This window comes from Blastococcus atacamensis (assembly GCF_002938425.1).
Classification (GTDB): Bacteria; Actinomycetota; Actinomycetes; order Mycobacteriales; family Geodermatophilaceae; genus Blastococcus; species Blastococcus atacamensis.
This window is the reverse complement of the sequence record NZ_POQU01000077.1, coordinates 1-17,940: the sequence shown is the minus strand read 5'-3', so window position 1 is coordinate 17,940 and position 17,940 is coordinate 1. Positions and strand designations below refer to the sequence as shown.

Sequence of the window (17,940 nt, the reverse complement as noted above, 5' to 3'; positions counted from 1 at the left end):
TTTTGATTTATATATTTTGTTTTTGTTTTTTTATCGTTACTGCTCCCACCTACCTTTCAATTCTCCTCTTCGCCGGCAGACTCGAAGGAGTATAAGAGACACTTCCCGCCCCCGCCCCCGCCACTGACGGCGTCCAGCGCCGCAGCGGTTCGGCCGTCCCGTTCTCCGCCGTGCCTGCCGCGCACGGCCTCTACGACCCGGCCAACGACAAGGACGCCTGCGGTGTGGCCTTCGTGGCCGACGCACGCGGACGGCGCAGTCGCCGCATCGTGCAGGCCGGCCTGACGGCGTTGCACAACCTCGACCACCGCGGCGCTGCGGGCTCCGAGCCCAACTCCGGCGACGGCGCCGGGATCCTCACGCAGGTCCCCGACGCGCTCCTGCGCGCCAGCGTCGACTTCGACCTGCCGCCCCTGGGCGAGTACTCCGTCGGTATCGCGTTCATGCCGGCCGACGCCGACGAGCGCGCCGGCCGGGTGGCCGACGTCAGCCGGCTCGCCGAGGAGGAGGGCCTGACCGTCCTCGGCTGGCGCGACGTGCCGGTCGACCCCGACGGCGCCGACCTCGGCCCGACCGCGCGCGCGGTGATGCCGCACTTCGCCCAGCTCTTCGTCGCCGAGACGATGGGCGCCCGCGCCGACGCGGCCGCGTTCGGCGGCAACGTCGAGTGCAACGGCGTCACCCGGCTGGAGCGGCGGTCCTTCGTCCTGCGCAAGCGGGCCGAGCGCGCCGCGGTGGACGCCGGCAGCTCGCTCTACATCGCCTCGCTGTCGTCGCGCACCATCACCTACAAGGGGATGCTGACCACCGACCAGCTGCCGCTGTTCTTCCCCGACCTGCGCGACGAGCGCTACGAGTCGGCGATCGCGCTGGTGCACAGCCGGTTCTCCACGAACACGTTCCCGAGCTGGCCGCTGGCCCACCCGTTCCGCTTCATCGCGCACAACGGCGAGATCAACACCATCAAGGGCAACCGCAACCGCATGCGGGCCCGTGAGGCCAAGCTCGCCACCGAGATGTTCGACGGCCCCGCCGGGCCGGCCTCCGAGCTCGGCCTGGACCGGATCTTCCCGGTCACCGCGAGCGACTTCAGCGACTCGGCGACCTTCGACGAGGTGCTGGAGCTGCTGCACCTGTCGGGCCGGTCGCTGCCGCACGCGGTGCTGATGATGATCCCGGAGGCGTGGGAGAACCACGACGAGATGGACCCGGCCCGCCGGGCCTTCTACCGGTTCCACTCCTCGATCATGGAGCCGTGGGACGGACCGGCCGCGGTCTGCTTCACCGACGGCACCCTGATCGGCGCCGTCCTCGACCGCAACGGCCTGCGCCCGGGCCGCTGGTGGCACACCAAGGACGACCTGGTGGTCATGGCCAGCGAGGTCGGCGTGCTCGACATCCCGGCCGCCGACATCGTCGCCAAGGGCCGGCTGCAGCCGGGCCGCATGTTCCTCGTGGACACGGCCTCGGGCCGGATCGTCTCCGACGAGGAGGTCAAGGGCGCCCTGGCCGCCGCGCAGCCCTACGACGACTGGCTGCACGCGGGCCTGGTGCACCTGCCCTCGCTGCCCGAGCGCCGCCGCTCGCGGCCCAGCCACGAGTCCGTCGTCCGCCGGCAACTGCTCTTCGGGTACACCGAGGAGGACCTGCGCCTGCTCATCACGCCGATGGCCGCCACCGCGGCGGAGCCCATCGGCTCCATGGGCACCGACACCCCGATCGCGGCGCTGTCGGACCGGTCCCGGCTGCTCTACGACTACTTCGGGCAGCTGTTCGCCCAGGTGACCAACCCGCCGCTGGACGCGATCCGCGAAGAGCTGGTCACCAGCCTGGGCCGCACCTTCGGCCCGGAGCAGAACCTGCTGACGGCGTCCCCGGCGTCCTGCCGGCAGGTCCACCTGCCGTTCCCGGTCATCGACAACGACGAGCTGGCCAAGATCCTGCACATCGACGACGACGGCGACCTGCCCGGTTTCGCGGCGGTGCGGATCACCGGCCACTTCGACGTGAACGGCGGCGGGACGGCGCTGACCGACGCGATCGAGCAGCTGCGGACGAAGGTCTCCAAGGCCATCTCCGCCGGGGCGCGGATCATCGTGCTGTCCGACCGCGACTGCGACGAGCAGCGCGCGCCGATCCCGTCGCTGCTCATGACCGCCGCGGTGCACCACCACCTGGTGCGGGAGAAGACCCGCATGGAGGTCGGCCTCGTCGTCGAGTCCGGCGACTGCCGCGAGGTGCACCACGTGGCGCTGCTGCTCGGCTACGGCGCGGCCGCGGTCAACCCGTACCTGGCGTTCGAGTCGATCGAGGATCTCATCCGCGACGGCGAGCTGACCGGCATCGAGCCGGCGCAGGCCGTGCGCAACGTGGTCAAGGCGCTCGGCAAGGGCGTCCTCAAGGTCATGAGCAAGATGGGCATCAGCACCGTCGGCTCGTACACGATGGCCCAGATCTTCGAGGCCGTCGGCCTGTCCCGCGAGGTCGTCGACGAGTACTTCACCGGCACCTCCGCCCCGCTCGGCGGCGTCGGCATCGACGTGCTGGCCGAGGAGGTGGCCCTGCGCCACCGCCGCGCCTACCCGGTCAACCCGACCGAGCGCGCGCACCGGCGGCTGGAGACCGGCGGCGAGTACCAGTGGCGCCGCGAGGGCGAGGTGCACCTCTTCAACCCCGAGACGGTGTTCCTGCTCCAGCACGCCACCCGCTCGCGGCAGTACGACGTCTTCGAGAAGTACACGCAGACGGTCGACCAGATGTCGGAGGACGCCGCCACGCTGCGGGGCCTCTTCACGCTCCGGACCGGCGTGCGCCCGCCCGTGCCGATCGACGAGGTGGAGCCGGTCAGCGAGATCGTCAAGCGGTTCAACACCGGCGCGATGAGCTACGGCTCCATCTCGCAGGAGGCCCACGAGACGCTCGCCATCGCGATGAACCGGCTCGGTGGCCGGTCCAACACCGGTGAGGGCGGCGAGGACCCGAACCGCTTCACGCCCGACCCGAACGGCGACCTGCGCCGCTCGGCGATCAAGCAGGTCGCATCGGGCCGGTTCGGCGTCACCAGCGAGTACCTGGTCAACGCGGACGACATCCAGATCAAGATGGCGCAGGGCGCCAAGCCCGGCGAGGGTGGCCAGCTGCCCGGCGGCAAGGTCTACCCGTGGGTGGCCCGCACCCGGCACTCGACGCCGGGTGTCGGCCTGATCAGCCCGCCGCCGCACCACGACATCTACTCGATCGAGGACCTCAAGCAGCTCATCCACGACCTCAAGAACGCCAACAACGAGGCGCGGGTGCACGTCAAGCTGGTCGCCGAGGTGGGTGTCGGCACGGTCGCGGCCGGGGTCAGCAAGGCCCACGCCGACGTGGTCCTGATCTCCGGGTTCGACGGCGGCACCGGTGCCGCCCCGCTGACCTCGCTCAAGCACGCCGGCTCCCCGTGGGAGCTGGGTCTGGCCGAGACGCAGCAGACGCTGCTGGCCAACGGGCTGCGCGACCGGATCACCGTGCAGGTCGACGGGCAGATGAAGACCGGGCGGGACGTCGTCGTCGCCGCGCTGCTGGGTGCCGAGGAGTTCGGTTTCGCGACCGCGCCGCTGGTCGTCTCCGGCTGCGTGATGATGCGCGTCTGCCACCTCGACACCTGCCCGGTCGGCGTCGCCACCCAGAACCCGGAGCTGCGCAAGCGCTTCACCGGGCGGCCGGAGTTCGTCGTCACCTTCTTCGAGTTCCTGGCCGAGCAGGTGCGCGGGTACCTCGCCGAGCTGGGCTTCCGGTCGATCGACGAGGCCGTCGGCCACGCCGAGCTGCTGGACACCCGCAAGGCGGTCGGCCACTGGAAGGCGCAGGGACTGGACCTCTCGCCGGTGCTGGTCGTGCCGGAGCTGCCCGAGGGTGCTCCGCTGCGCCGGGTGCGCGGCCAGGACCACGGTCTCGACGTCGCCCTGGACCAGACGCTGATCCAGCTGTGCGAGGGCGCGCTGCTCGACGCGCGGCCGGTCAGCCTCGAGCTGCCGGTGCGCAACGTCAACCGCACCGTCGGCACGATGCTGGGCTCCATGGTCACCCGCCGCTTCGGCGGTGAGGGCCTGCCCGACGGAACGATCGACCTGACCTTCGGCGGGTCGGCCGGGCAGTCCTTCGGCGCCTTCGTGCCCCGCGGCATCACCATGCGGCTGTTCGGCGACGCCAACGACTACGTCGGCAAGGGCCTGTCGGGTGGCCGGATCGTCGTCCGCCCGTCGCGTGAGGCGCCCTTCCTGGCCGAGGACAACGTCATCGCCGGCAACGTCATCGGCTACGGCGCCACGAGCGGGGAGATCTTCCTGCGCGGCCGGGTGGGCGAGCGCTTCTGCGTCCGCAACTCCGGTGCGCTGGCGGTCGTCGAGGGCGTGGGCGACCACGCGCTGGAGTACATGACCGGCGGTCAGGCGGTCATCCTGGGCCCGACCGGCCGCAACATCGCCGCGGGCATGTCCGGTGGCGTCGGCTACGTGCTCGACCTGGCCCGGCACCGGGTCAACACCGAGATGGTCGACATCGAGCCGCTGGACGGTGAGTCGGCGCAGTGGCTGCGCGAGGTCCTGGTGCGCTACGCCGCCGACACCGAGTCCACGGTGGCCGCTGCGCTGCTGGCCGACTGGGGCCGCTGGTCGGAGCAGTTCAGCGTGATCATGCCGCGCGACTACCGGCGGGCGATGGAGGCCCGGCGCGCCGCCGAGGCCGCCGGGATCGATGTGGACCGCGCGGTCATGGAGGCGGCACGTGGCTGATCCCCGCACCCCCCGGACCAACGAGCAGCAGGAGGAGGCAGCACGTGGCTGACCAGACCGGTTTCCTGAAGTACGACCGCGCGCTGCCGCCGCGTCGTCCCGTCGAGCTCCGGCTCCTGGACTGGAAGGACGTCTACAGCCGGCGGGAGAACGGCGAGGACCCGTTGTTCCCGACGGCGGAGGTCCGCACCCAGGCCGCCCGCTGCATGGACTGCGGCATCCCGTTCTGCCACCACGCCTGCCCGGTGGCGAACCTGATCCCGGAGTGGAACGACCTCGCCCGACGTGACGACTGGCAGGACGCCATCGAGCGGCTGCACGCGACGAACAACTTCCCGGAGTTCACCGGGAAGCTCTGCCCGGCGCCGTGCGAGGGCTCCTGCGTGCTGAACCTGCAGGAGTCGCCGGTCACGATCAAGCAGATCGAGTGGGAGATCATCGACCGCGCCTGGGACGAGGGCTGGGTCACCCCCCAGAACCCCGCCGAGCGCACCGGCAAGAGCGTCGCCGTCGTCGGTTCCGGACCGGCCGGCCTGGCCGCCGCCCAGCAGCTCACCCGGGCCGGGCACGACGTGACGGTCTTCGAGCGGGCCGACCGCGTCGGTGGCCTGCTCCGGTACGGCATCCCCGAGTTCAAGATGGAGAAGTCCGTCCTGGACCGGCGGCTGGACCAGATGCGCGCCGAGGGCACCCGGTTCGTGACCGGCGTGGAGGTCGGTGGGGGTGCCGAGGCCGACCTGTCGGTCGAGCAGCTGCGCGGGGACTTCGACGCCGTGGTGCTCGCCGGAGGCGCGACCGTCGGCCGCGACCTGCCGGCCCCCGGGCGGGAGCTGGCCGGCATCCACCTGGCCATGGAGTACCTGCCCTACGGCAACCGCCAGGCGCTGGGCGAGCTCGACGAGCCGCCGATCAATGCCAAGGGCAAGCACGTCGTGATCATCGGTGGCGGTGACACCGGCGCCGACTGCCTCGGCACCTCCCACCGCCAGGGCGCGGCCTCGGTCACGCAGCTGGAGATCATGCCGGCCCCGCCGGACCGCCGGGACCAGGGCAGCAACCCGTGGCCGACCTACCCCATGATCATGCGCGTCTCCAGTGCGCACGAGGAGGGCGGCGAACGGCTGTACTCGGTCAACACCGAGCGCTTCCTGGGTCATGAGGAGGGCCCCGCCCGCGGCAACGTGCGGGCCCTGCTGCTGCACGAGGTCGAGCGGGTCGAGGGCCGTTTCCAGAAGATCGAGGGCACCGAGCGGGAGCTCCCGGCGGACCTGGTCTTCCTGGCCATGGGGTTCACCGGTGCGCAGACCGAGGGCCTGGTCGACACCCTCGGGGTCGAGGTCGACGGCCGGGGCAACGTCTCCCGCGACGGCGAGTTCATGTCCACCGTGCCCGGTGTCTTCGTCGCCGGCGACATGGGCCGGGGGCAGTCGCTCATCGTGTGGGCGATCGCCGAGGGTCGTGCCGCCGCGGCCTCGGTCGACACCTGGCTGACCGGCAGCTCCATGCTGCCGCGACCGGTCACCCCGACGGCGGTCGCGCTCCGCTGAGGGGCCCGGGGGCGGCTCCCGCACAGGAAACGCGGAACCGCCCCCGGGTCGCTCCGGCACTGAGTTCGTCGTGGCACTAGCGTTATCCCCATGTCACGGCGCGCGAAGATCGTCTGCACCCTCGGTCCGGCCACCAGTTCCGCCGACCAGATCAACGCCCTGGTCGAGTCCGGCATGGACGTGGCCCGCCTCAACTTCAGCCACGGCGCGCACGAGGACCACGCGGCGGCCTACCGGCTGGTGCGCGAGGCCTCCGACCGCGTCGGCCACGCGGTCGCCGTCCTGGCCGACCTGCAGGGCCCCAAGATCCGCCTCGGCACCTTCGCCGAGGGGCCGGTCACCTGGGTCACCGGCAGCCAGGTGTGCATCACCGTCGAGGACGTCGCCGGCACCGCCGAACGGGTCTCCACGACCTACAAGAACCTGTCGAACGACGTGAAGGTCGGCGACCGGCTGCTCGTCGATGACGGCAACCTCTCGCTCAGCGTCGTCCGGGTCGAGGGCCCCGACGTCTTCTGCCTCGTCGTCGAGGGCGGGAAGGTGTCGAACAACAAGGGCCTGTCGCTGCCCGGCGTCGCGGTGAGCGTGCCGGCGCTCTCGGACAAGGACGAGGAGGACCTGCGCTTCGCGCTGGCGCTCGGGGTGGACTTCATCGCGCTGTCCTTCGTGCGCTCGCCCACCGATGTGGCCCTGGTCCGCGACATCATGCGGCAGGAGGACATCTACGTCCCGGTGATCGCCAAGCTGGAGAAGCCGGAGGCGGTGCGCAACCTCGACGCGATCGTGGAGGCGTTCGACGGGATCATGGTCGCCCGCGGCGACCTCGGCGTCGAGCTCGCGCTGGAGCAGGTGCCGCTGGTGCAGAAGCGCGCGATCCAGGCCGCCCGCGAGCGCAACAAGCCGGTCATCGTGGCCACCCAGATGCTCGAGTCGATGATCACCAACTCGCGGCCGACCCGGGCCGAGGCCTCCGACGTCGCCAACGCCGTGCTCGACGGCGCCGACGCGGTGATGCTGTCGGGCGAGACCTCCGTGGGCGCGTACCCGATCGGCGCGGTGCGCACGATGGAGCGCATCATCGTCGCCGTCGAGAGCGACCACCTGTGGGTGCCCGAGGTGGCCCGCCGCTCGCGGTCCCGCTCCGGCGCGATCGTCCGGGCCGCGCGCGACATCGGCGAGGCCCTGGACGTCAAGGCGCTGGCCACCTTCACGCAGACCGGCGAGACCGCGCGCCGGCTGGCCGCGCTGCACCCCCGGCAGCCGCTGCTCGCCTTCACCGTCGACGCCCGGGTGCGCAGCCAGCTCGCCCTGTCGTGGGGGGTGGAGACCTTCCTGGTGCCCGCCGTCGAGCACACCGACGACATGGTGGAGCAGGTGGACTTCTCGCTGCTGTCGATCGGGCGGCTCAAGGTCGGCGACCGCGTCGTCGTCGTGGCCGGCAGCCCGCCGAACACGGTCGGCTCGACCAACCTGATCCGCGTGCACGAGGTGGGTACCGACTCGTGAGCGGTGGACGGGGCGACAGCCAGGCGGCCGCGCTCCTGGCCGTGCTCGATCTCGAGGAGCGCGACACCGACGTCTTCGTCGGCAAGACCCCGAGCACCGAGCGCCAGCGGATCTTCGGCGGGCAGGTCGCCGGGCAGGCGCTCGTCGCGGCCGGCCGCACCGTCCCCGCCGACCGGGGCGTGCACTCCCTGCACGCCTACTTCCTGCGACCCGGGGACCCGTTCGCGGAGATCCGCTACGCCGTCGACCGGATCCGCGACGGGCGGTCGTTCACGACCCGTCGCGTGGTGGCCTGGCAGGAGCGCAAGGGCGAGGAGGTCGCGATCTTCGCGCTGACCGCCGACTTCCACGCGGGGGAGGACGCGGTCGCCGAGCACAGCGCCCCGATGCCCGTGGTCCCCGCGCCCGAGGACGCCATCGGCACCGCGGACGTCGTCGCACGGCACGGTGACAAGGCGGCCTGGATGTCGGCCATGGCCCACGTGGTCGAGCAGCGCTTCCTGCAGGACCCGTTCTCCGCTCCGCCGAAGTCCCCGCCGCACACCGAGACCCAGACCTGGTTCCGGGTGGCGGGCAACCTCGGGGACGACCCGGCCGTGCACGCGGCCGCGCTCACGTTCGTGAGCGACCTGACGCTGCTGTCGGCGGGCTTCGCCCGGCTCGGCGGCGGCTGGCCGGACTTCGCCGGGGCGAGCCTGGACCACGCCGTCTGGTTCCACCAGCCGGTGCGCGCCGACGACTGGCTCCTCTACGAGACCGACAGCCCGGCCGCCTCCGCCGGGCGGGCGCTGTGCTTCGGCAAGCTGTGGTCGGCCGACGGCCGGCACGTCGCCACGGTGGCCCAGGAGGGCCTCATCCGCTCCGCCGACGACTGACCGAGCGCGGCGCCCCGCCGGTCAGGCAGGGTCGGCCACCTCGTCGGGAGCCGGTGCGGGCGCCTCCGCAGCTCCAGCCTCGACCCGCACGCGCTCCTGCTCGGCCCGCTCCTGCTCGGCCCGTTCCTGCTCGGCCCGTTCCTGCTCGGCCCGTTCCTGCTCGGCGCGCTCGCGCTCCGCGGCGCGGGCAGCGGCCTGCTCGGCAGCCTGCGCGGCGAAGTCGGCGGCGAGCCAGTCGTGGCCCTCGACCAGCAGCGCCCAGACCCGCTCGACGTGCGCGCGGGTGGTGGCGGGGGAGCCCACTGCGACGCGGAGCACCGGCTGGCGCTCGACGGTGGTGTGGGTGAGGAACACCTCGCCGCCGTCGTTGAGGCGTTCCAGCAGCGTCATGGTGGCGACGTCGGCGTCGACCCCCTCGGGCCAGCGCGGCTTGAGGCAGACCAGCGACAGCGGATGGGGTGCGACGACGTCGAACCGTTCGTCGGCGTCGGCCCAGCCGGCCAGTTCCTGGGCGAGGGCGACGTGCTCGCGGATGTGCGCCCGGAGCCCCTCGGCGCCGAACCAGCGCAGCACGAACCACAACTTCAGCGCGCGGAACCGACGGCCCAGCGGGATCTGCCAGTCGCGGAAGTCGACCACTGCGCCGGCGTCGGTGGCGGCGTTGCGCAGGTACTCGGGGAGGATGGACAGGGCCCCGGTGAGCGCGGCCCGGTCGGCGACCCAGAAGAGGGTGGCGTCGAAGCCGGTGAGCAGCCACTTGTGCGCGTCGGTCGTGTAGCTGTCGGCCCACTCGACGCCGGCCTGCAGGTCCCGGAGCTCCGGGACGACCGCGCTCACGCCGGCGTAGGCGGCGTCGACGTGCAGCCAGACGCCGTACTTCTGGCAGATGGGGCCGATCGCCGCGAGCGGGTCCACCGCGGTGGTGGAGGTGGTGCCGACGGTGGCGCACACCAGGACCGGGCGGAAGCCTCGGGCGACGTCGCGCTCGAGGCGGGCGGCCAGGGCGCCGGGGTTCATGGCCAGGTTCCCGTCGACCTCGACGATGCGGACGGTGTCGGTGCCGAGGCCGGCGATCCGGACCGCCTTCTCCATCGAGGAGTGCGTCTCGCTGGAGACGTAGACGGTGGCCCGTTCGGGCTCCACGCCGTGCCGGACGGTGGCGCCGCCGGAGGACCGGTGCAGGGCGGCGAGCAGGGCCACGAGGTTGGCCCCCGAGCTCGAGTCCTGCACCACCCCGCCGCCGGTGCCGGTGGAGCGGAACGCCTCGGGCAGGCCCAGCAGGTCGGCCAGCCAGTCCATGACGTGCTGCTCGAGCTCGGTGGCCGCCGGGCTGGTCACCCACGACATGCCCTGCACGCCGAGGCCGGCGGAGACGAGGTCGCCGAGCACCGAGGGCCCGGAGGTGTTGGCCGGGAAGTAGCCGAAGAATCCGGGGTGCTGCCAGTGCGTGACGCCGGGGAGGACGACGCGGTCGAGGTCGCCGAGGATCGCGTCGAAGGACTCGCCCTGCTCGGGCGCGGATGCCGGCAGCGAGGCGCGCACGTCGCCGGGGGAGAGCTGGGACCGCACGGGGAGCGACCCGATCCGCGTCCAGTAGTCGGCGATCCAGTCGACCACCTCGTGGCCGTGGCGCCGGAACTGCTCAGGAGTCATGTGCGGAACGGGCTCGGTCACCGGCCGAGCGTATTGCCCGGACCGGCGCGAACTCTGGGTGCCCCCGGTGCGACTCGAACGCACACTGCGCGGGTTTTGAATCCGCTCCCTCTGCCGATTGGGGTACGGGGGCCTGCCGGGTGCGACCGGCGCCCGGGAAGCGTAGCGGGGCGGTGGCGGACGCCCGACGCCGATAGGCTCCCGCTCCGTGAGCAGCGACCCGATCCGCGTTCTGATCGCCGAGGACGAGGCGCTCATCCGTCTCGACCTCAAGGAGATGCTCGAGGAGGAGGGCTACAGCGTCGTCGCCGAGGTCGGTGACGGCCAGCAGGCCGTCGACCGGGCGCAGGAGCTGCACCCGGACCTGGTCATCCTGGACATCCAGATGCCGGTGCTGGACGGGTTGTCGGCTGCCGAGCAGATCGCCTCGGCCCGCATCGCCCCGGTCATCGTGCTCACGGCGTTCAGCCAGCGCGAGCTGGTGGAGCGGGCACGGGACGCGGGCGCCATGGCCTACCTGGTGAAGCCCTTCTCGAAGAACGACCTGGTGCCGGCCATCGAGGTGGCCCGCGGTCGGTACGCGGAGATGACGGCGCTGGACGGCGAGGTCCGGACGCTGGAGGAGCGGCTGTTGACGCGCAAGGTCGTGGAGCAGGCGAAGGGCCGGTTGATGGCCGACCAGGGCATGACCGAGGCCGAGGCCTTCCGCTGGATCCAGCGCACGGCGATGAACCAGCGCACGAGCATGAAGGGGCTGGCCGAGGCCATCCTGTCCGGAACCGCGACCGGCGACACCCCGGCCTGACCGTCCGGGCGCGCCCGCTCCAGGGCCCGTCACAGCACGACGTCACTCGACGATCACGCTCCGTCGATGAGCTTCCCCTGTGCGGACATCGAGGTCACGACCTCATCACGGTCGCTCCGTGGCCGGGTCCGTACCAGCGAACGGAAGCTAGGTTCTGCCCACTGATCGGGCGCCTCCCGGCTGGTTCGTCCCGTCGAGGCGTGCCCCACCTCTGTCAGATGACACTGGGAGTTGCTTGATGCGCACTGGCACCACTGCCCGAGGCATCGCCGTCACCGGTGCCGCCCTCCTCGCCGTGACCGCCTGTGGCGGCGGCGACGGCGGCGGCGACACCGCTGATGGCGGCGACAGCGGCGAGAAGCAGGTCAAGGTCTACGGCACCGACGGCAACATGGGCAACGCCCTCGGTGAGGACTTCTCCGAGGACGGGGCGCTGGCCGGGATGCGGGGCACCACGCCGCTCACCGACCTGTCGGCGGAGTTCACCGATCGCCTGATGGAAATCGACCCCGCCCTGCAGGACTTCAACTACGCCGGCGAGACCTACGACGCGGTCGTCCTCGTCGCCCTCGCCGCGCAGGCGGCCGGGACCAACGACGCGAACGTCTTCAAGGACTACGTCAACGGTCTGACCTTCGGTGGCGACACCTGCACGGACTTCGCCAGCTGCTCGGAGATCCTCGCCGCCGGCGGGAACGTCGACTACGACGGTGCCTCCGGTCCGCTGAGCTTCGCCGACGCCGGTGAGCCGGCGCAGGCCAGCTTCGGCCTCCTGCAGTTCGGTGACGACAACACCCTCGACGACGACGCGACGGAGTTCGTCATCGCCGGCGACGAGGAGAACGCGGCCACCGACGAGGGCCCGGCCCCGGCCGCGGCGCCCGCCGGCGGCGAGCCGCTCGTCATCGGCACGCTCCTGCCGCTCACCGGCAACCTGGCGTTCCTCGGTCCGCCCGAGGTCGCCGGCGCCAAGCTCGCGATCCAGGACATCAACGCCGCCGGCGGTGTCTTCGGTCAGCCCGTGCAGCTCGTCGAGGGTGACTCCGGTGACGCCTCGACCGACACGGCCACGCAGAGCGTCGACCGCCTCCTGCAGTCCGGCGTCAACGCGATCGTGGGCGCGGCCTCCTCCGGCGTGAGCCTGACCGTCATCGACGCCATCACCGGCGCCGGTGTCATGCAGATCTCGCCGGCGAACACGTCGGACCAGTTCACGACCTACAACGACAACGGCCTGTACTTCCGTACGGCGCCGCCGGACACGCTGCAGGCTCGCGCCCTGGCCGACATGATCATCGAGGACGGCAACAACACCGTCGGGATCCTCGCCCTCAACGACCCGTACGGCACGGGCCTGGCGGAGAACACCACGCAGAACCTGATCGACGCCGGCCTCGCCGAGGACGACATCGTCAACATCACCTACGACCCGCAGGCGGCGAACTTCGACTCCGAGGTCCAGGAGATGGTCGAGTTCAACCCCGACGCGATCGTGGTCATCGGCTTCGAGGAGTCCTCGCGGATCCTCGAGGGTCTCAACTCGAACGGCGTCGGCCCGCAGCGTTGATCCCCGCGACCGGGTCCTGATCCGGTAGCAGCCATCCAGTGGCCCGGCACCCTCGTGGTGCCGGGCCGCTGTGCTGTGCGGGACGGTCGCGTGCCGCCCGGTCCTCCGTGGAGCCGGCCCGGGGTCCTGACGTGCCGCAGTGTTGACCCTGCAGGCGCCATTCGGGCCCCCGGAATGACGCCCTCGGGGGAAATGCCGCCCTGCGCCGTGCGCCTTCGGCGGCTGCCAGGGCGCTCACCCGCGGCGACGCCGCCCCGGCCTGCCCGCCCCGGGAACGCCGACGGCGCCGGTCCCAGAGGGAGCCGGCGCCGTCAGGTGTGGAGTGGGGTTACTGCGCCTTGGCCAGGGTGCCCAGGTAGAGCTCAATGACCTTGGGGTCGTGCATGAGCGACTCGCCGGTGTCGGTGTAGGCGTTGCGCCCCTGGTCCAGCACGTAGCCGCGGTCGCAGATCTGCAGGCACCGGCGGGCGTTCTGCTCGACCATGATGATCGAGACGCCCGTGGCGTTGATCCGCCGGCAGCGGATGAAGACCTCGTCCTGGTAGGCGGGGGAGAGGCCGGCCGAGGGCTCGTCGAGGAGCAGCACCGACGGGTTCATCATCAGCGCCCGGCCCATGGCGACCATCTGCCGCTCGCCGCCGGAGAGGGCCCCGGCCTTGCCCTTGCGGCGCTCCCCGAGCAGCGGGAAGAGGTCGATGACGTAGTCGAAGCGTTCCTTGAAAGTCTTCGGCCGCAGGTAGACGCCCATCTGCATGTTCTCCTCGATGGTGAGCGAGGGGAACACGTTGTTGTTCTGCGGGACGTAACCGACGCCCAGGGAGACCAGGCGGTGCGCCGGGGCGGCGGTGATGCTCTCGCCGCGCAGGGTGACCGAGCCCGACCGCACCGGGATGAGGCCGAACAGCGTCTTGAGCAGCGTGGACTTACCGGCCCCGTTCGGGCCGATGATGCCGACGAGCTCGCCCTCCTGCAGGTAGAAGTCGCAGCCGCGGAGGATGTTCACCCCCGGCACGTAGCCGGCGACCAGCTCGTCGGCGCGGACCAGCGCGCCCTCGGCCAGCCGCACGTGCTCCTCGCGGGTCGCCGCCTTCTCGGCGGGGGAGAGCTGCGTGCTCTCCACCGTCTCGGCGCGCGTGCGGCCCTCGCCCGACTCGTCGACGTCGAACACCGGCTCGCTCATCGGCCCGTCCCCTCATTGCTGTCGGAGGAGCCGGCGGTGCCGCCGTGCTCCTCGCGGGCGATCTGGGCCTCGACCTCGGCCAGCACCCGGTCCTCGTCCTCGACCGTCAGGGGCGCGTCGTGGTGCGCCCCGAGGTAGGCGTCGACGACGGCCTGGTTCTGGCTGATGGACTCCGGCGGCCCCTCGGCGATGACCTTGCCGGCGGCCATGACGACGACCCAGTCGCTGATGTCGCGGACGACGTCCATGTCGTGCTCCACGAAGATGACCGTCATGCCCTCCTCGCGGAGGTCCTTGACGTGCCCCAGCAGGCTCTGCGTGAGCGCCGGGTTCACGCCCGCCATCGGCTCGTCGAGCATGACCACCTGCGGGTCGCTCATGAGCGCCCGCGCCATCTCCAGGAGCTTGCGCTGACCGCCCGAGAGGGTGCCGGCGAAGTCGTCCTTCTTGGCATCGAGCTTGAACCGCCGCAGCAGGTCCATCGCCTTCTCGGTGTTCGCCTTCTCCTGGGCCCGCCAGGTGCCCGGGACCAGCGCCCGGAAGAAGCTCTCGCCGCGCTGCCCCTGGGCGCCCAGCAGCATGTTCTGCAGCACGGTGAGCCGGGACAGCGCCTTGGTCAGCTGGAACGTCCGGACGACGCCGAGCCGCGCGACCTGGTGCGGGGCCAGCCTGCCCAGCGACCGGCCGTTGAACGACCACGTACCGGTGTCGGGCTGGTCGAACCCGGTGAGCAGGTTGAACAGCGTGGTCTTGCCGGCGCCGTTGGGCCCGATCAGCCCGGTGATGCCGCCCCGCTGGATCTCCAGGTGGTCCACCGAGACCGCCGTCAGGCCACCGAAGGTGCGGGTGACGCCGTCGACGACGACAGCGGCGTCGGGCTTGGCGACGCCCACCTCCCAGGGGAGGTCGCGCAGCGCGGCCTGGGCCAGTCGCTGGGGTGCGGCCCCGGTCGTGCCTGCGCCGGAAGCCGTCGCCCCGTGCGGGGTCGGGTCAGCGGGCATCGAGCATCACCTCTCGTCGGTCACCGAAGATGCCCTGGGGGCGGAAGATCAGCAGCAGCATCAGGCCGATGCCGACGAGGACGAAGCGGATCTGCGCGACGTCGGTGGAGGAGAGCAGGTCCTCCGGGATGATCCCGTTGCTGATCAGCAGGCGCAGGCCCGTGTCGGCGAACTGCAGGATGAACAGCAGGATCATCGAGCCGACCACCGGCCCCAGCACCCGCGCGGCGCCGCCGAGGATCAGGGCGGCGTAGGCCAGGAACGTGTTGGCGTTCTGGTACTGGTCGGGCACGGCCGAGCCGGTGCCCACCGCGTAGACCATGCCTCCCAGGGCACCGAAGACGCCGCCGAGCACGAGCGCCTGCATCTTGTAGACGTAGACGTTCTTGCCCAGGGCGCGGACGGCGTCCTCGTCCTCGCGGATCGACTTGAGCACGCGGCCCCAGGGGCTGCGCATGAGCGCGAAGACCAGCAGGCTGCCCAGGACCACGAGCACCCAGCCGACCAGCGCCACCCACAGCTCGCCGCCGGACCAGCTGGTCCCGAGGATCGAGTAGCGCTGCGAGGTGTTCCACGGCGCCAGCGCGATGAAGTCGCCGTTGAAGGCGGACAGGCCGCGCGTGCCGTTGGTGACCGGCGTGGCCGACACCGAGCGGAACAGCAATCGCAGGCCCTCGGCGGTCGCGATGGTCGCGATGGCCAGGTAGTCGGCGCGCAGCCGCAGCGTCGGCAGGCCCAGGAGCAGCGCCAGGACGACGGCGGCCAGCAGGCCGACCAGCACGCCGACCCAGAAGGGCAGGCCCCACTTGCTCACCGAGATGGCGATGCCGAACCCACCGAGCAGCGCGAAGGCGATCTGGCCGAAGTTGAGCAGGCCGGCGTAGCCGAACTGCACGTTGATGCCGATGGCCAGCAGCGCGAAGAAGATCGCCTGGAAACCGAGCGCGGACTTGCCCGCGACCGCCAGGGCGTTGAGGAGGTCGGCCATGGGTCAGCCGATCCGTGCGCGGCTGCCCAGGATGCCCTGGGGTCGGATGACGAGGATGACGATCAAGAGCAGCAGCCCTCCGACGTACTTCACGTCATTCGGGATGACGAGAGTCGACATCTGCACGAACACACCCACGATCAGGCTGCCCACCAGGGCGCCGTACGCGGTTCCGAGGCCACCCAGGGTGACGCCGGCGAACATGAGGAGCAGCAGGCGGAAGCCCATGTCCCACTGCACCTGGTCGGACAGGCCGAGCAGCACGCCGCCGAGTGCGGCCAGCGCGCCACCCATCATCCAGACCACGAGGATGACGCGGTTGACGTCGATGCCCGACGACGCCGCCAGGTCGCGGTTGTCGGACACCGCGCGCATGGCCTTGCCGATCTTCGTGCGTTGCAGCATGACGGCGACGAGCAGCAGGACGACCACGGAGATGATCACCGAGGCGAGGTCGGCGTTGGTCATGGTGAAGGGGCCGTAGTCGACCGCGCGCCCGCCCTGGAAGCCCTGGTAGGGGCTGGACCGGCCGCCGTACACGATCTGGATCAGGTAGCGCAGCAGCAGCGACAGACCGATCGAGACCACCAGGGCGGCGATGAGGCCCGTGCCGCGCCGGCGCAGCGGCCGCCAGAGGGCGAGCTCGTTGAGCGCACCGACGGCGGCGCCGACGATCATCGCCAGGATCGTGGCGACGAACAGGTTCACGCCGCTCGAGACGTTGATGTACCAGGCGGCGACGGCGCCGATCGTGACCAGCTCGCCGTGGGCGAAGTTGGTCAGCCCGGTCGTCCCGAAGATCAGCGAGAGGCCGACGGCCGCCATCGCGATCAGCAGACCGAACCGGATGCCGTCGACCAGCAGCTGGACGGCCTGGATGTTCCCGCCTCCGGAGTTCCGGCTGCCGTCGCTCAGGCCGATGATGACCGCCTGGCGGCGGCCCTCGTCCACGGTGACGGTGCGGCTGTCCTCACCGGCGAGCTCCACTCCCTCGGGCAGGCCGTCGGCGTCGATGGTGACCGTGTAGCGGCCCGGACCGGGCAGGTCCACCGACCAGCGGCCGTCCTCGTCGGTCTCGACGGTGTCGACCACCTGACCGCCGTCGGCCGAGGTGACCTCGACCTCGACGTCGGGGATGGGGCCGCTGCGGCTGGTCTGCAGGGTGCCGGCGAGCTGCTCACCCTCTGCCTGGGCGATGCCCGGGCCCAGGGCGGCGAGCCCGAGACCGAACGTCAGGACCAGCAGCAACCGGACGACGACGCGCGACGCCTCGATCGGCCGCCCGCGGCCTCGCAGTCGCGGCAGGAGCCCCAGGGATCCCGCTCGTCGACCATGCCGGCGGGCACGGTTTCCCGCGTGCGTCACTCGACCTCCCAGACGATGATGTGAGGCAGGACCCTAACCCGGTTCCGTGTCCGCGCTGTTGCTGCGTGCTGAGCTGTGACCTTTCCGCGACACGCCGAGGCGTTCACCCTGCGGAGTCGGCCGGTACGCCCGCGTGATCTCAGCAGGTGGACGGCGGGGTCGGGGCACGTTGCCCCTGGGCGCGACCGGGGGGTCAGCTCTTCCGCGGGGCGGTCAGGGTCATGCAGGTCAGCCGCGCCGTCGCCGTCTGCCGGCCCTGGTCGTCGGCGATCTGGATGAGGAAGGTGGAGAGCGTGCGGCCGCGTCGCACGGGCGTGCAGACGGCGGTGACGGTCCCCGCCGTGGCGGCGCGCAGGTAGCTGGCGTTGAGCTCGATGCCGACCACCTGCTTGTCCGGGCCGGCGCCGACCGCGGCCGCCATGGAGCCGATCGTCTCGACCAGGGTGCACGTCGCACCGCCGTGCAGCAGGCCGAAGGGCTGCTCGTTGCCGGCCACCGGCATGGTCGCGACCATCCGGTCGGGGTTCCAGTCGGTGATCCGGACGCCGAGCTTGTCGTCGAGGGGGCTGCTCACGCCCTCGGGGAGCCAGGAGGGGGGAGGGGTGGTCATGCCGGCACCGTAACCGCCGCTTCGTCGGGTCGGCCGGCCCTCCCGCAGGGGCCTGTATCTTATGCACATCT

General features: G+C 71.5%; 12 protein-coding genes and 1 tRNA gene. 6 read left to right on the top strand and 7 right to left on the bottom strand.

Annotated elements, in window-relative coordinates; all coding sequences use genetic code 11:
* Positions 1-170: 170 nt before the first annotated feature.
* The 4 genes from gltB to C5508_RS15590 all read left to right on the top strand — a co-directional run bounded on the left by gltB (position 171) and on the right by C5508_RS15590 (position 8,700).
* Positions 171-4,772, top strand: coding sequence for a glutamate synthase large subunit (gltB, locus tag C5508_RS15605; RefSeq protein WP_104525862.1), 4,602 nt, complete (start codon positions 171-173; stop codon positions 4,770-4,772).
* A gap of 44 nt (positions 4,773-4,816) precedes the next feature.
* A complete protein-coding gene (locus tag C5508_RS15600) occupies positions 4,817-6,319 on the top strand; it encodes a glutamate synthase subunit beta (protein ID WP_104525861.1) in 1,503 nt (500 codons plus the stop codon).
* A 90-nt stretch (positions 6,320-6,409) separates the two neighbouring features.
* Positions 6,410-7,825, top strand: a complete 1,416-nt coding sequence (pyk, locus tag C5508_RS15595) for a pyruvate kinase (protein WP_104525860.1) — start codon at positions 6,410-6,412, stop codon at positions 7,823-7,825.
* Complete coding sequence (locus C5508_RS15590) at positions 7,822-8,700, top strand: acyl-CoA thioesterase (protein ID WP_104525859.1); 879 nt, start codon at positions 7,822-7,824, stop codon at positions 8,698-8,700. The genes pyk and C5508_RS15590 overlap by 4 nt, the downstream gene beginning before the upstream one ends.
* 21 nt (positions 8,701-8,721) lie before the next feature.
* Here the strand turns inward: C5508_RS15590 and C5508_RS15585 are convergent, their stop codons facing one another.
* Both C5508_RS15585 and C5508_RS15580 read right to left on the bottom strand, forming a co-directional pair.
* Positions 8,722-10,374 carry an aminotransferase class V-fold PLP-dependent enzyme gene (locus tag C5508_RS15585; RefSeq protein ID WP_232797185.1) on the bottom strand — a complete coding sequence of 551 codons (1,653 nt, stop codon included), beginning with the start codon at positions 10,372-10,374 and terminating at the stop codon, positions 8,722-8,724.
* Positions 10,375-10,412: 38 nt separating this feature from the next.
* A tRNA-Leu gene (locus tag C5508_RS15580) sits at positions 10,413-10,486 on the bottom strand.
* Between the two features lie 75 nt (positions 10,487-10,561).
* Between C5508_RS15580 and C5508_RS15575 the strand changes: the two genes are divergently transcribed.
* The gene (locus C5508_RS15575) at positions 10,562-11,158 is read left to right on the top strand and encodes an ANTAR domain-containing response regulator (protein WP_104525858.1); all 597 of its coding nucleotides are present in this window, start codon (positions 10,562-10,564) and stop codon (positions 11,156-11,158) included.
* Between the two features lie 238 nt (positions 11,159-11,396).
* On the top strand, positions 11,397-12,725 hold the full coding sequence (locus tag C5508_RS15570) for an ABC transporter substrate-binding protein (RefSeq protein WP_104525857.1): 1,329 nt from the start codon (positions 11,397-11,399) through the stop codon (positions 12,723-12,725).
* Between the two features lie 328 nt (positions 12,726-13,053).
* Here C5508_RS15570 and C5508_RS15565 read toward each other — a convergent pair whose 3' ends face one another.
* The 5 genes from C5508_RS15565 to C5508_RS15545 form a co-directional block, all read right to left on the bottom strand.
* A complete protein-coding gene (locus C5508_RS15565) occupies positions 13,054-13,905 on the bottom strand; it encodes an ABC transporter ATP-binding protein (RefSeq protein ID WP_198598120.1) in 852 nt (283 codons plus the stop codon).
* Positions 13,902-14,906 (bottom strand): ABC transporter ATP-binding protein, encoded by a 1,005-nt coding sequence (locus C5508_RS15560; protein WP_104525856.1) that lies wholly within the window; start codon positions 14,904-14,906, stop codon positions 13,902-13,904. The genes C5508_RS15565 and C5508_RS15560 overlap by 4 nt, the downstream gene beginning before the upstream one ends.
* Complete coding sequence (locus tag C5508_RS15555) at positions 14,896-15,894, bottom strand: branched-chain amino acid ABC transporter permease (RefSeq protein WP_104525855.1); 999 nt, start codon at positions 15,892-15,894, stop codon at positions 14,896-14,898. Before C5508_RS15555 ends, C5508_RS15560 begins: the two co-directional genes overlap by 11 nt.
* A 3-nt stretch (positions 15,895-15,897) precedes the next feature.
* A complete protein-coding gene (locus C5508_RS15550) occupies positions 15,898-17,142 on the bottom strand; it encodes a branched-chain amino acid ABC transporter permease (protein WP_232797184.1) in 1,245 nt (414 codons plus the stop codon).
* A 310-nt stretch (positions 17,143-17,452) separates the two neighbouring features.
* A complete protein-coding gene (locus tag C5508_RS15545; RefSeq protein WP_104525853.1) occupies positions 17,453-17,869 on the bottom strand; it encodes a PaaI family thioesterase in 417 nt (138 codons plus the stop codon).
* Positions 17,870-17,940 lie beyond the last annotated feature (71 nt).

Coding starts and splice junctions, on each gene's coding strand:
- pyk (WP_104525860.1), top strand. CDS start 6,410: ATGTCACGGCGCGCGAAGATCGTCTGCACCCTCGGTCCGGCCACCAGT.
- C5508_RS15570 (WP_104525857.1), top strand. CDS start 11,397: ATGCGCACTGGCACCACTGCCCGAGGCATCGCCGTCACCGGTGCCGCC.
- C5508_RS15565 (WP_198598120.1), bottom strand. CDS start 13,905: ATGAGCGAGCCGGTGTTCGACGTCGACGAGTCGGGCGAGGGCCGCACG.
- C5508_RS15560 (WP_104525856.1), bottom strand. CDS start 14,906: ATGCCCGCTGACCCGACCCCGCACGGGGCGACGGCTTCCGGCGCAGGC.
- C5508_RS15555 (WP_104525855.1), bottom strand. CDS start 15,894: ATGGCCGACCTCCTCAACGCCCTGGCGGTCGCGGGCAAGTCCGCGCTC.
- C5508_RS15545 (WP_104525853.1), bottom strand. CDS start 17,869: ATGACCACCCCTCCCCCCTCCTGGCTCCCCGAGGGCGTGAGCAGCCCC.